We start from the raw sequence: 12,837 nt of genomic DNA, 5'->3' as shown, positions 1-12,837 counted from the left end.
ATCCTAACGGTTTGTTCAAATGCGGAACGTATCGGGGGTGAAGTGGATCACGAGTTCAGTGACGAGCCGGTGAACCCGACTCGCTGACCAGCGCATAGGTCTGCTCTGCGATCTCCAGCTCCTCATCGGTCGGTACGACGGCCACGGCGACGCGGGCGCCCTCGGGCGAGATGAACCTGGCCTGCCGTGCGGCCGGGTCCTCCCGCTCCGCCTGGTTTCTCTCCTCGTCCACACGCAGCCCCAGGCCCTCCAGGCCGGCCAGCGCGGCCCGTCGTACCGGAGCGGAATTCTCGCCCACACCGGCGGTGAAGGCCACGGCGTCGACGGTTCCCAGCACGGCGGTGTAGGCGCCGATGTACTTCCTGAGGCGGTGGATGTAGATGTCGAAGGCGAGCCGGGCTGCCTCATCCCCTTCCTCGACGCGGCGGGTGATCTCACGCATGTCGTTGTCGCCGCACAGACCGACCAGCCCGCTCCGCTTGTTCAGCAGCTCGTCGACCTCGTCGACGGACATGCCCGCGACCCTCACCAGATGGGAGACCACGGCGGGGTCCACGTCGCCGGAACGGGTACCCATCACCAGGCCCTCAAGCGGGGTCAGCCCCATCGAGGTCTCCACGCAGCGGCCGGCCCTGACGGCGGACGCGGAGGCCCCGTTGCCCAGGTGCAGCACGATGACGTTGACCTCGGAGGGGTCCTTGCCGAGCAGGGCGGCGGTCTCGCGCGAGACGTACGCGTGGGAGGTGCCGTGAAAGCCGTAGCGGCGCACGCGGTGCTCGTCGGCCGTGGCGGTGTCGATGGCGTACCGCGCGGCGTACTCCGGGATCGTCGTGTGGAAGCTGGTGTCGAAGACGGCGACCTGAGGCAGGCCGGGGTTGAGGGCACGGGCGGTCGTGATGCCCGTCAGATTGGCCGGGTTGTGCAGCGGCGCCACGGGGATCAGCCGCTCGATCTCCGCGAGAACGCTGTCGTCGACGAGCGTGGGCCGCGTGAAGGTGCGCCCGCCGTGCACCACGCGGTGCCCGATCGCGGCCAGCCGCGGGGAGTCAGGACCGAACCCGTCCGCCTCCAGCTCCTCGGAGACCGCACGCAGCGCCGCCTCGTGGTCCGCGAACTCCTCGACACGCTCCCGGCGTTCACCTCCTGAAGCCAGCGGACTGTGGAGCAGACGCGACTGCTTCTCCCCGATGCGCTCCGCGATCCCCGCGGCGAGGCGTGTGCCGTCGGTCATCTCCAGAAGCTGGTACTTCACCGAGGAGGAGCCGGAGTTGAGTACGAGGACGCGGGTGGCGGTCACGGGGTGCTCGGCTTTCTGCGTGGTCCTGCGGCGGTGGCGGGGCGGCGTGCGGCCTGCGGGCAGGCGGCGGCCGCTCACGACGATATCGCCGCGGCCGTCGCCGCGGGCCGTCCCGGGCGGCCGGCGGCGAGCGCCCTCAGCCGCCCGTGCCGCCGTTGCGCTGCGCCTGGACGGCGGTGATCGCGACCGTGTTGATGATGTCGGAGACCAGCGCCCCGCGTGAAAGATCGTTGACCGGCTTGCGCAGCCCCTGGAGCACCGGCCCGACCGCGACCGCTCCGGCCGAGCGCTGCACCGCCTTGTAGGTGTTGTTGCCGGTGTTGAGGTCCGGGAAGACCAGCACGGTCGCGCGGCCCGCGACCTGTGAGCCGGGGAGCTTCGTGGCCGCGACGGAGGGCTCCACCGCCGCGTCGTACTGGATGGGGCCCTCCACCAGCAGTTCCGGCCTGCGTTCGCGCAGGAGTTCCGTCGCCCGGCGGACCTTGTCCACATCGGCGCCGGAGCCGGAGGTGCCCGTCGAGTAGGACAGCATCGCGATACGCGGCTCGACTCCGAAGCGGGCGGCCGTGGTCGCCGACTGGACGGCGATGTCCGCGAGTTGCTCCGCGTCCGGGTCCGGATTGACCGCGCAGTCGCCGTAGACGAGGACACGGTCGGCCAGGCACATGAAGAAGACGGACGAGACGATCGAGGCGTCGGGGCTCGTCCTGATCACCTCGAAGGCGGGACGGACGGTCGCGGCCGTGGAGTGGGCGGTGCCCGAGACCATGCCGTCCGCGAGCCCCTCGTGCACCATGAGCGTCCCGAAGTAGGACACGTCCGCGACGACGTCGTGGGCGAGTTCGAAGGTGACGCCCTTGTGGGAGCGCAGTTTCGCGTACGTCTCCGCGAAGCGCTCCCGCAGCGGCGACGTCTGCGGGTTCACGATCCGCGCGGACGCCTGCGCGTCGGAGGGGAGTTCGTCCTCGCCCAGAAGCGTGAGGTCGATGCCGAGCTCCGCCGCCCGCCTGCGCACCGCCGGGCGCTCGCCCAGCAGCGTCAGGTCGCAGATGTTGCGGCGCAGCAGCACCTCAGCGGCGCGCAGCACCCGCTCCTCGGTGCCCTCCGGCAGCACGATGTGGCGGCGGTCGGCGCGGGCCCGCTCGACGAGCTGGTGCTCGAACATCATCGGCGTGACGCGTTCGCCCCGCGCGACGGCGAGCCGGCCGGTCAACTCCCCGGTGTCCACGTGGTGTTCGAACAGACCGAGCGCCACTTCCGCTTTGCGCGGCGTGGCGGCCGTCAGCCTGCCCTCCAGCAGCAGCAGCTCCGCCGCCGTCGGGAACGAACCGCCTGTGACGCCCAGGACGGGCGTACCGGGCGCGAGCCGTGCCGCCAGCGCCATGGTCTCCGCGCCGGGACGCTCGCCGAGGGTGAGGACGACGCCGGCGATGGCGGGGGAGCCGGCGGCGTGCGAGGCGAGTGCACCCACGACGAGGTCGGCGCGGTCCCCGGGGGTGATGACCATGCAGCCCTCGGTCAGGGCCGGCAGGAAGACGGGGAGGTGCGCTCCTCCGAAGACGAAATCCCGCACGTCGCGGGCGAGCGCCGCCGGTTCGCCCAGCAGCAGCTCGGCGCCGAGCTTGTCCCGTACCTGCGCCACCGTCGGAGCGGACAGCGCCGGTTCCTCCGGCAGCACGTACACCGGTTCGGGAAGCCGGCCGGCCAGGCGGCGCGCGGTCTCGTCCCGTTCGGCACCGCGCACCCGGTTGGCGATCATCGCGACGACGTCGCACCCGAGCGAGCTGTACGCATGACGGGCGTTGCGCACCTCCGACGCGACGGAGGCGGCGCCCTGGCCCTTGCCGGAGACGACGGGCAGCACCGAGGCGCCGAACTCGTTGGCCAGGCGGGCATTGAGCGTGAGCTCGGCCGGCAGCTGGGTGTCGGCGAAGTCGGTGCCGAGGACGAGCACGGCGTCGTAGCCGGCGGCTGCTTCGTGGAAGCGCTCGACGAGGCGGGAGACGAGTTCGTCCTCCCCCCGGCCGGCCTGGAGCGCGGCCGCCTCCGTGTAGGTCATGCCGAGGGCGCTGTCGGTGGGCTGGGTGAGGCGGTAACGGCTGCGCAGCAGCTCGTAGAGGCGGTCCGGGCCGTCGTGCACCAGCGGGCGGAAGACCCCGACGCGGTCGACGCGGCGGGTCAGGAGCTCCATGACTCCCAGCTCGATGACCTGGCGGCCGTCGCCGCGGCCGATTCCGGTCACGTACACGCTGCGGGTCACAGGTGTTCTTCCTCTCGTCTCCGGCCGGGCGCTCATGGCGGCAGACCGTGCAATAGTCGGCCCGTGCGGGGATTTGCCGCACTTCTGCAGGTGCCCACGCCCCCTCGCCCCCGACCGTACCCGCGGTGCGAGGTGAGCCGGTTCCCGGAGCGGGCAGGAGAGCCGGAGAAGCGGTCCGGTGGGCGGACGCCGGTGCGGCGTGCGTTCAACACATGAAACACTCGTCATCGCTCAGACGGCTCACCGCAAGGACCGAGAAGCAAGAAGCGCCCGCCCGGCGCGGGCCGACCGACACCAGGAGACAGAACCCCCATGCGCATCGGAGTCCTCACGGCAGGCGGCGACTGCCCCGGCCTGAACGCCGTGATCCGTTCCGTCGTCCACAGGGCAGTTCACGACCGGCACGACGAAGTGATCGGTTTCGAGGACGGATTCACGGGGCTGCTCGACGGACGCTACCGCTCGCTCGGCACCAACGACGTCGCCGGAATCCTCGCCCGCGGCGGGACGATCCTGGGCTCCGCCCGACTGGAGCGCGACCGCCTGCGCGAGGCGTGCGACAACTCCGAGGAACTGATCGACCGGCTCGGCCTCGACGCGCTGATCCCCATCGGCGGCGAGGGAACGCTGACCGCGGCCCGGATGCTGGCTGACGCGGGCCTACCGGTCGTGGGCGTGCCCAAGACCATCGACAACGACATCTCCGCGACCGACCGCACCTTCGGCTTCGACACCGCCGTCGGCGTCGCCACGGAGGCCATGGACCGCCTCAAGACCACCGCCGAGTCCCATCAGCGGGTCATGGTCGTCGAGGTCATGGGGCGGCACGCCGGGTGGATCGCCCTGGAGGCGGGCATGGCCGCGGGCGCGCACGGCATCTGCATCCCGGAGCGGCCCTTCGAGGTCGACGACCTGGTGAAGATGGTCGAGGAGCGCTTCTCCCGCGAGAAGAAGTTCGCCCTGATCTGCGTGGCGGAGGGCGCCCACCCGGCCGAGGGCTCGATGCCGTACGAGCGGGGCGTCATCGACCGGTACGGGCACGAGCGCTTCGTCGGCATCGGCAACCGGCTCGCGAGCGAGCTGGAGTACCGGCTGGGCAAGGAGGCGAAGCCGGTCATCCTCGGGCATGTGCAGCGGGGCGGAACGCCCACCGCGTACGACCGGGTGCTGGCCACCCGTTTCGGCTGGCACGCCGTGGAGGCGGCACACCGCGGGGACTTCGGCCAGATGACGGCGCTGCGCGGCACCGAGATCGTCATGACTCCGCTGGCGAACGCGGTCACCGAACTGAAGCGGGTTCCGCAGGACCGCATGGACGAGGCCGAATCCGTCTACTGACGGCCGGCGGTTCCCGGCGGTGGTCCCAGAGCCTGCGGGCGCCCGGCCGGCCTCCGGGCCCCGCGGCCGCGGCCTACCCTGGAAGGGACAGCGGCACAAGGCAGCGCGCACCGGGAGGTGACGCCGATGCCGCACGAGCAGACGAACGCATCGACAGCCGCCGCGGAGCAGGCGATCGCCGGTCAGCTCCGCGACTCGCTCCGCGGCGAGGTGATCGACCGCGGGCATCCCGGGTACGACGAGGCCCGCGCCGTGTGGAACGGCCTGATCGACCGCCGCCCCGCCGTCATCGCCCGCTGCCGCGGCACCGCGGACGTCGTCGGGACGGTGCGGGCCGCGCGCGAGCACCGTCCCGTCGTCAGCGTCCGCGGCGGCGGCCACCAGGTGGCGGGCAGCGCGGTGTGCGACGACGGGCTGGTGATCGACCTTTCGCGGATGCGGGGCGTGCACGTCGACCCCGCCGCACGTACGGCACGCGCCCAGGCCGGCGTGACCTGGGGCGAGCTCGATTCCGAGACGCAGCTGCACGGGCTGGCCGCGCCCGGAGGAGAGATCTCGGTGACGGGCATCGCGGGGCTCACTCTCGGTGGCGGGCTCGGCTTCGTGATGCGCACCTTCGGGCTGAGCTGCGACAGCGTGCGCTCGCTCGAGGTCGTCACCGCGGACGGCGCGGTGCGCACCGTGAGCCGCGAGGAGGACCCCGAGCTGTTCTGGGCGATGCGCGGCGGGGGACGCGGCATGGGAGTCGTCACGTCCTTCGAGTTCGGTCTCCACCGGCTCGGCCCGCAGGTGGCCGCGGCACTGGTTCTGTACCCCTATGAGCACGCCGAGTCCGTGCTGCGGGCCTGGCGGGACGTGACGTGCACCGCACCGGAGACGGTCACGCCGGAGATCCTGCTGTGGAGCGTCCCCCCGGATCCCGCGATCCCGGAGGAGCTGCACGGGGCGAAGTGCGTCATCGTCGGTGGCGTGTACGGGGGGCCGGCGGGTGCGGACGCGGACGCCGCGTTGGCGCCGCTGCGCGACCTCGGTCCGCCCCTGGCGGACCTGAGCGGAACCGTGCCCTACGTCGCGCTGCAGAGCGCGAACGACGGGCTGTTCCCCGACGGCCGGCGTTACTTCATGAAGTCGCATTTCACGGAGGAGCTGACCGACGAGGCCATCCGGACCCTGCTGGAGTGGGACTCCCGGCGGCCGACTCCGCAGAGCCTCGTCGTCGTTCGCACCCTGGGCGGTGCCGTGGCGCGCGTCGGCCGCGACGACAGCGCGTTCGCCCACCGGTCGGCCCGGTACAACGTCAGTGTCGACTCGGCCTGGGAGGACCCGGCCCTCGACGACGCCGCGATCGGGTGGGCGCGTTCGGCGTGGGACGACATGAAGCGGTTCTCCAGCGGCGGTACGTACGTCAACTTCGCCGGTCTCGGCGAGGATGCGAGCGAGCTGCACGGCGAGGTCTTCGGCCCGCACGAGGAACGGCTGGAGCGGATCCGCACCGCGTACGATCCGGAGGGCCTGTTCGCACGGGCGGCGCGCAGGCCGTGAGCACCGTGGCCGCGGGCCCGTGAGGGGTGGTGCGGGGGCGGTACGCCGATCGCCCGTTTCTGCCGCGGCCTGAAGGCCTGCCGGCCGCGGCAGAAACGGAACCGTCTCAGCCCTTCACCGCTCCGCCCAGCGTGAAGCCGCCGCCCAGCCGCTTCGAGATGAGGATGTACAGCAGCAGCACGGGCGTGGAGTAGAGGATCGAGAACGCGGCGAGCTCGCCGTAGGCGATTGAACCGAAATTGCCGAAGAAGGTGAAGATGCTCACCGACGCGGGCAGTTGGTCCGGGCTGATGATGAGCATGAAGGGGACGAAGAAGTTCCCCCACATCATGATGAAGCTGTAGACCGTCACCACGGCGAAGCCCGGCCCCATCAGGGGCAGGATCACCCGCACCAGCGCCTGGAGCCAGCTCGCGCCGTCCGTCCAGGCCGCCTCTTCCAGCGCCACCGGTACGCCGTCCATGAAGTTCTTCATCAGCCAGATGGCGAAGGGCAGTTGCGAGGTGGCGAGGAAGAAGGACGTGCCGTGCATGGTGTCGATGAGGTTGGTCTGCACGAACAGGCCGTAGACCGGCACCATGACCGCCGTGATCGGCAGGCACGTGGTGAAGAGGATGGTGAGCAGGTAGGGGCGTGAGAATCGTGCCCTGTACCGGGAGAGCGGGTAGGCCGCAAGTGCGGCGCAGACGACGGTCATCAGGGTGGCACTGCCGCACAGCAGCAGGCTGTTGAGCATCGGGGTGAAGGTGATCTCGTCCGTCAGGACGTTGGAGAAGTTGTCCAGCGTCAGGGAGCCGGGCGGCGTCACCGTCATCCCGGGCTTCTCGTCCACCGAGGCGAACAGCAGCCACAGCAGCGGGAGTACGAACGAGGCCATGATGACGAGCAGCCCGAGGTCCGCCGCGATCCGTTGCCGGGTGCCGCGGCTGAGGGCGTGGTGGGGGAGCGGTCGGCGGCCCCGTCCGGCGGAACGGGCGCCCGGGGCCCCCGCCGCGGGGGTGGAGTCGTGGAGGGCGGTCATCGCTTGCCTCAGACCTCCTCGCGCATCAGGCGCAGATAGACGACCGAGAACAGCGCGCCGACGACCAGCAGGAGCAGTGCCACCGCGGTGCCGTAGCCGATGAGCGACTTGTTGAACGCCTGGTCGTACATGAAGATCGGCAGGGTCTGGCTGCGGTTGCCGGGCCCGCCGCGGGTCATCGCCCAGATCAGCCCGAACACCGACAGCGTCTGCAGGGTGTTGAGCATCAGGTTGGTGCCGATGGAGCGCCGGATCATCGGCAGCGTGATGCGCCACAGGCGCTGCCACGCTCCGGCGCCGTCGACCTCGGCGGACTCGGTGACCTCCTTGGGGATCTCCGAGAGGGCGGCCGAGTAGACCAGCATCGAAAACGCCGTTCCGCGCCAGACGTTGGCGAAGGAGACCGCGATGATGGGCAGTGTGTACAGCCAGTTCTGGGACGGCAGGCTCAGCCATTCGAGTACGGCGTTGAGCGTGCCCTCCTTGTTGAAGAAGGTGTAGAGCAGGAAGCCGGCCACGATCTCCGGCAGCACCCAGGCGCTGATGACGACGGCTCCGGTCACCGACCGGACGGTCTTCGAGGAGCGCGCCATGAGCGCCGCCAGGGCCAGCCCCAGGGTGTTCTGCCCGAGGATGCTGGAGACGAGCGTGAAGACCAGCGTCAGTACGACGGCGTTGCGGAAGTCGTCGTCCTTGAAGGCCCGTTCGAAGTTGTCCAGGCCCACGAAGGATGCGGACGCCTGGCCGGTCAGCTGCATGTCCGTGAAGGCGATGTACACGCAGTACGCGATCGGTCCGGCGAGGAAGAGCAGCAGCAGGAGCGTGGCGGGGGCGATGGGCAGCCACCGCCAGGCGGGCGCGCGGTCGCCGCTCGCCTTGCGGGTGTGGCCGCCGCCCCCGCCCGGGGGTCCTGTGCCGACGGGCGGGGTCAGGTCGGTGGTGGTCACTTGGTGGTGACGTCTCCGTCGGTGATGGATTCCAGTTGCTGGTCGTAGGACTTCGCGGCTTCCTCGACGGAGGAGTCGCCGGTCGTCACGGACTCCATCGCCTCGGTGATGGCCGTGGAGACCTGGGGGTAGACCGGGAGGGCCGGGCGGTAGTCGCTGTGCTCGACGCGGTCCGTGAAGAACTTGATGCCGGGCAGGGAGTTGAGGTACTTCTCCTCCGCCGCGACGTCCTTGCGTACGGCGATCTGCGAGCCGCGGATGCACCACTCCAGCGCGTTCTCCTTGGTCTGGAAGGTCTCGATCATCTTCCAGGCCAGGTCGGGATTCTTCGACTTGGCGGGTATCGACCAGGTCCAGCCGCCGGACAGACTCACCTCACCGGGCGCCTCGCCGTTCTGCGTCGGCATCGGCGCCATGCCCATGGTCTCGTCCCATTCGGGCCACGGACTTCCGCCGGTCTTGATCCAGTTGTTGCTGAGGAACGAGCCGTCGATGCCGATTGCCAGCTTCCCGTTCGGGAAGAGGTCGGTGCCGACCTTGGTCTGGATGTTGGGGTTGAGGGCCGCGTCGACGTCCGGCCCGAGGCCGTCGCCGTAGACCGTCTCGACGAACTTCAGGCTGTCCCGGAATCCCTTGCTGCCCTTGACCCACTTCTTCGACTTCTTGTCGTACAGCGGGTCCTCGCCGGTGCCGTAGAGCAGCATCTCGAAGCCCTGCATCGCCGCCGCCTCGCCGGCGGCCTTGCCGGTGAAGACGTTGAGCGGGATCTTGCCGGGTACTTCCTTCTTGACCGTACGGGCCGCCTCCAGGACCTCGTCCCAGGTCTTCGGCTTCCAGTCCTCGGGGAGGCCGGCCTTCTTGAAGATCTTCTTGTTGAACCAGATGGCGCGGGTGTCCGTGCCGTCGGGCACGCCGTAGGTCTTGCCGTCCTCCGCCTTGGCCGCGGTCTTCGCCGACGGCTCGAACTGGTCCCAGGCCTCCCACTTGCGGAGGTAGTTGTCCACGGGGCGCAGATAGCCGCTCTTGATGTCGGAGTTGATGAGGAAGGTGTCCTCGTAGACGAGGTCGGGCGCGGTCTTGGGCGAGCGCATCATCTGCTGGATCTTGGAGTAGTAGTCCTGCTGCGACGCCTGGATAGGGATGATCTCGACCTTCTTGCCCTTGTGCTTCTTCTCGAACTCCTCGGCCATGTCCTTCACGTAGTCGTCCCGCACCGTGACCTTCTTGTCGGTGTCCTTCGGGAAGGCGATCTTGATCGTGTTCGGGTCGCTGCCGCTGCCTCCGCCGCAGGCTGTGAGCGTTCCTGCGGCGAGGACGGCGGCGATACTGAGGACCAGTGGGCTGGTGCGGCGCACGGGCATCACGGAGCATGACCTCCTCGGGCCACGGCCGGGCCGCCGACGGGGGCCGCGGGCCGCGTGGGACGGCTTTGTCCGTACAATTTCCCGGTCCGCCGTGTCCAGGTCAATGGCCGTGCAGAGGCGCAGTTCATCACCGTGACAACGTTGTTATGAACGTCCGCCGTGCGCCGGTCGCCGCGCGCCGGTCACGGGTGTCGCGGGTGGCTCAACCCCCGTTCCCGGCGCAGATCCTGGAGAACTCCCACGGCTGGGAGTTCGACTCCGCCGCGTCGAACTCCCGTCATGGGTGGGCGATCTGGGACGCATGAACCGCCCGTGACGGCCGGGTGCCGTCGCGGAGGCGTGGTGCGTCGGCACGCCGGCGCGCGGGCATGGTCCGGACGGCAGAAGGTAAGGAAACGCTCCGCTCGATCCCGAACCCGGCGGCGCCTTCGCTTCCCCGTCCGCCGCCGACGCCTCAGCTGCGCTTCAGCCGCGCCAGCTGTAGCACAGCTCCGGGCGTCCGACCTGCCCGTACTGCGGCCTGCGGCCCGCGCGGCCGTCCTCGACCAGATGCTCCAGATAACGCCGAGCCGTGATCCTGTTGACGCCCAGGGCTTCCGCCGCGGCGCTCGCCGTCAGCCCGGCGTCGCCCGCTTCGCGAAGCTCCCGCGTCACCGCTTCCAGCGTCGCCTCGCTCAGCCCCTTGGGCAGCGCCGTGGACCCGGGCGTCGCGCGCAGCCCCGACAGCGCCCTGTCCACCTCGGCCTGGCTGCCCGCCTCGCCGTCCGCCGCCGCGGTGCTGCGGAACTCCGCGTAGCGGCGCAGCCGTTCGCGCAGCGTGGGGAAGGTGAAGGGCTTCAGCACATGCTGGACGACGCCCAGGGACACGCCCTCCCTGATGACGGTCAGATCGCGGGCCGACGTCACCGCGAAGACGTCCGTCGTACGGCCCGCGGCGCGCAGCGACCGCAGCAGCGCCAGGCCGTGACCGTCGGGGAGATACAGGTCGAGCAGGATCAGGTCGACAGGAGTGCGCTCCAGCACACGCAGCGCCTCGGCCCGCGAATGCGCGACGCCGGCAACGGCGAAGCCCGGGACGCGGGAGACGTAGAGCGCATGCGCGTCCGCGGTCACGGGGTCGTCCTCCACGACCAGGACCTGGACGGGCGGGGCCGCCCCCTTTGGGCCGCTCACCCCTCCTCCCGCGGAAGAGGCAGCCGCACCGCGAACTCCGCGCCGCCCTGCGGGGTCGTCCCCACGGCCACCGTGCCGCCGTGACGTCGCACCGCCTGCCGTACCAGGGCCAGACCGAGGCCGCGTACGGGCCGGACACCCGCGCCGGTCTCGTTCTCCCGTCCGTCCTCCGGGCCGGAGGTCCCGTGGCTCCCCGCGGTCCGGGCCGTCCCCGCGTCCTTCGTGGACCAGCCGCGCTCGAAGACCGACTCGGTCTCCTCCGGCGCGATGCCCGGTCCGCTGTCGCTGACCTTGAGCAGCAGCGCCGTGCCACCGCTCCCGTCCCGCTCGCCGCGCACGCTGACCCCGACGCGAGAGGTTCCCTGGCCCGCACCCGAACCGGCTGCGGCGTCGACCGCGTTGTCGATCAGATTGCCCAGCACTGTGATCACGTCGCGGTGGGGGAGGCTGGCCGGCAGCAGACCGTCGTCGATGTGGCTGTCCGGGCTCAGCGACAGCTCGACGCCCCGCTCGTTCGCCTGTGCCGCCTTGCCGAGCAGCAGCGCCGCCAGCACCGGCTCCGCGACGGCCGCGACGACCTCGTCCGTGAGGGCCTGTGCCAGCTGCAGTTCCTCGGTGGCGAACTCGACGGCCTCGTCCGTACGCCCCAGCTCGATCAGCGAGATGACGGTGTGCAGCCGGTTCGCCGACTCGTGCGCCTGCGACCGCAGCGCCTCCGCGAAGCCCCGCACCGAGTCCAGCTCACCGGCGAGCGACTGGAGTTCGGTGTGATCCCGCAGCGTGACGACGGTGCCGCGCTGCTCGCCGCCGTCCACCGGTGAGGTGTTGACGACGACCACTCGGTCCTCGGTGAGATGCACCTCGTCCACCCGGGGTTCGGAGGCGAGCAGCGCGCCCGTGAGCGCCTTGGGCAGTCCGAGCTCCGCCACGCTGCGGCCCAGCACCTCGGTTCCGGCCTCGGCCTCGGCGTGACCGTTGCCGGCGCCGGGGCCCGCGCCGTTGCGGGCGCCCCGCAGCCCCAGCAGTTCGCGCGCACCGTCGTTGACCAGGGCGACGCGCTTCTGTCCGTCCAGCATCAGCAGTCCCTCGCGGACCGCGTGCAGCGTCGCCTGGTGGTAGTCGTGCATGCGGCTCAGCTCGGCCGCGTTCATGCCGTGCGTGTGGCGCCGCAGCCGCGCGTTGATCACGTACGTGCCGACGCCGCCGAGTACGAGGGCGCCGCCCGCGACTCCCAGCAGGAGCACGACCTGGCGGCGCAGCTCCTCGGTGATCGTGTCCACCGCTATGCCCGCGCTGACCAGCCCCACCACGCGCCCGTCGTCCCGGATCGGCGTCACCACGCGCACCGACGGGCCGAGCGTCCCCGTGTAGGTCTCGCTGAAGCTGCGGCCCTTCAGCGCCTGGCCGATGTGACCGACGAAGCGGCCCCCGATCCGCTCGGGGTTCGGATGGGTCCAGCGGATGCCCTCGGTGTTCATGATGGTGACGAAGGTGACCCCGGTGTCACGGCGCACCTTCTCCGCGTACGGCTGCAGCGCCTCGCTCGGGCGGGGGCCGGCTATGGCCTCCCGCACGGACGGGGAGTGGGCGATCGCGGCCGCCGTCGCCGACGAGCGGTGCCGTGCCGACTCCTCCGCCTGCATGCGGTCCGTGACATAGGCGAAGACTGCGCACCCCGCCACCACGACCGCGACCAGCACGACCTGCATCGCGAAGAGCTGGCCGGCCAGGCTGCGGGGAGGCCGGGGAGTACGGGGCGTGCGCATGCCGCCAGTCTGCCCGGTGGAATTTCCGTGCACGTAATGCACTCAACCGTGACGGGCGTCACGCCGCGTTGCATAGTCACCGGGACCCGGAACCGGACCGGGGCCGCAGCCCGGCACCTCCGGGACCGG

Annotated in this window: 9 protein-coding genes; 2 read left to right on the top strand and 7 right to left on the bottom strand. The window is 70.8% G+C overall.

The features are described from left to right. Nucleotides 1–55: 55 nt before the first annotated feature. The gene (locus tag H180DRAFT_RS25135; RefSeq protein WP_055488426.1) at nucleotides 56–1,297 is read right to left on the bottom strand and encodes an acetate kinase; all 1,242 of its coding nucleotides are present in this window, start codon (nucleotides 1,295–1,297) and stop codon (nucleotides 56–58) included. Nucleotides 1,298–1,433: 136 nt separating this feature from the next. After that, on the bottom strand, nucleotides 1,434–3,557 hold the full coding sequence (gene pta, locus H180DRAFT_RS25130) for a phosphate acetyltransferase (protein ID WP_055488425.1): 2,124 nt from the start codon (nucleotides 3,555–3,557) through the stop codon (nucleotides 1,434–1,436). A 312-nt stretch (nucleotides 3,558–3,869) separates the two neighbouring features. Here pta and H180DRAFT_RS25125 point away from each other — a divergent pair, with 312 nt between their 5' ends. Together H180DRAFT_RS25125 and H180DRAFT_RS25120 are read left to right on the top strand one after the other, a co-directional pair. Next, a complete protein-coding gene (locus tag H180DRAFT_RS25125; protein ID WP_055488424.1) occupies nucleotides 3,870–4,895 on the top strand; it encodes an ATP-dependent 6-phosphofructokinase in 1,026 nt (341 codons plus the stop codon). Between the two features lie 126 nt (nucleotides 4,896–5,021). After that, nucleotides 5,022–6,437 carry an FAD-binding oxidoreductase gene (locus tag H180DRAFT_RS25120; protein ID WP_055488423.1) on the top strand — a complete coding sequence of 472 codons (1,416 nt, stop codon included), beginning with the start codon at nucleotides 5,022–5,024 and terminating at the stop codon, nucleotides 6,435–6,437. 106 nt (nucleotides 6,438–6,543) lie between these two features. Here the strand turns inward: H180DRAFT_RS25120 and H180DRAFT_RS25115 are convergent, their stop codons facing one another. The 5 genes from H180DRAFT_RS25115 to H180DRAFT_RS25095 all read right to left on the bottom strand — a co-directional run bounded on the left by H180DRAFT_RS25115 (nucleotide 6,544) and on the right by H180DRAFT_RS25095 (nucleotide 12,708). Continuing rightward, nucleotides 6,544–7,314: a carbohydrate ABC transporter permease gene (locus tag H180DRAFT_RS25115; protein WP_254666185.1), complete on the bottom strand. Its 771-nt coding sequence runs from the start codon at nucleotides 7,312–7,314 to the stop codon at nucleotides 6,544–6,546. Between the two features lie 152 nt (nucleotides 7,315–7,466). After that, complete coding sequence (locus H180DRAFT_RS25110; RefSeq protein ID WP_055488493.1) at nucleotides 7,467–8,300, bottom strand: carbohydrate ABC transporter permease; 834 nt, start codon at nucleotides 8,298–8,300, stop codon at nucleotides 7,467–7,469. A 101-nt stretch (nucleotides 8,301–8,401) separates the two neighbouring features. After that, nucleotides 8,402–9,760: an extracellular solute-binding protein gene (locus tag H180DRAFT_RS25105; RefSeq protein WP_175437826.1), complete on the bottom strand. Its 1,359-nt coding sequence runs from the start codon at nucleotides 9,758–9,760 to the stop codon at nucleotides 8,402–8,404. Between the two features lie 474 nt (nucleotides 9,761–10,234). Beyond that, nucleotides 10,235–10,942 carry a response regulator gene (locus H180DRAFT_RS25100; RefSeq protein ID WP_055488421.1) on the bottom strand — a complete coding sequence of 236 codons (708 nt, stop codon included), beginning with the start codon at nucleotides 10,940–10,942 and terminating at the stop codon, nucleotides 10,235–10,237. After that, the gene (locus H180DRAFT_RS25095; protein ID WP_055488420.1) at nucleotides 10,939–12,708 is read right to left on the bottom strand and encodes a sensor histidine kinase; all 1,770 of its coding nucleotides are present in this window, start codon (nucleotides 12,706–12,708) and stop codon (nucleotides 10,939–10,941) included. Before H180DRAFT_RS25095 ends, H180DRAFT_RS25100 begins: the two co-directional genes overlap by 4 nt. Nucleotides 12,709–12,837: the final 129 nt, after the last annotated feature.

The organism is Streptomyces sp. WMMB 322, from assembly GCF_900090145.1.
GTDB lineage: Bacteria > Actinomycetota > Actinomycetes > Streptomycetales > Streptomycetaceae > Streptomyces.
Note: the sequence above shows the minus strand (reverse complement) of the source record. Positions and strands in the feature narration are given on the sequence as shown.

What these genes read in the sequence shown, in the direction of transcription:
- H180DRAFT_RS25120 (WP_055488423.1), top strand. Translation starts at nt 5,022, where the DNA reads ATGCCGCACGAGCAGACGAACGCATCGACAGCCGCCGCGGAGCAGGCG.
- H180DRAFT_RS25095 (WP_055488420.1), bottom strand. Translation starts at nt 12,708, where the DNA reads ATGCGCACGCCCCGTACTCCCCGGCCTCCCCGCAGCCTGGCCGGCCAG.
- H180DRAFT_RS25125 (WP_055488424.1), top strand. Translation starts at nt 3,870, where the DNA reads ATGCGCATCGGAGTCCTCACGGCAGGCGGCGACTGCCCCGGCCTGAAC.
- H180DRAFT_RS25115 (WP_254666185.1), bottom strand. Translation starts at nt 7,314, where the DNA reads ATGGCCTCGTTCGTACTCCCGCTGCTGTGGCTGCTGTTCGCCTCGGTG.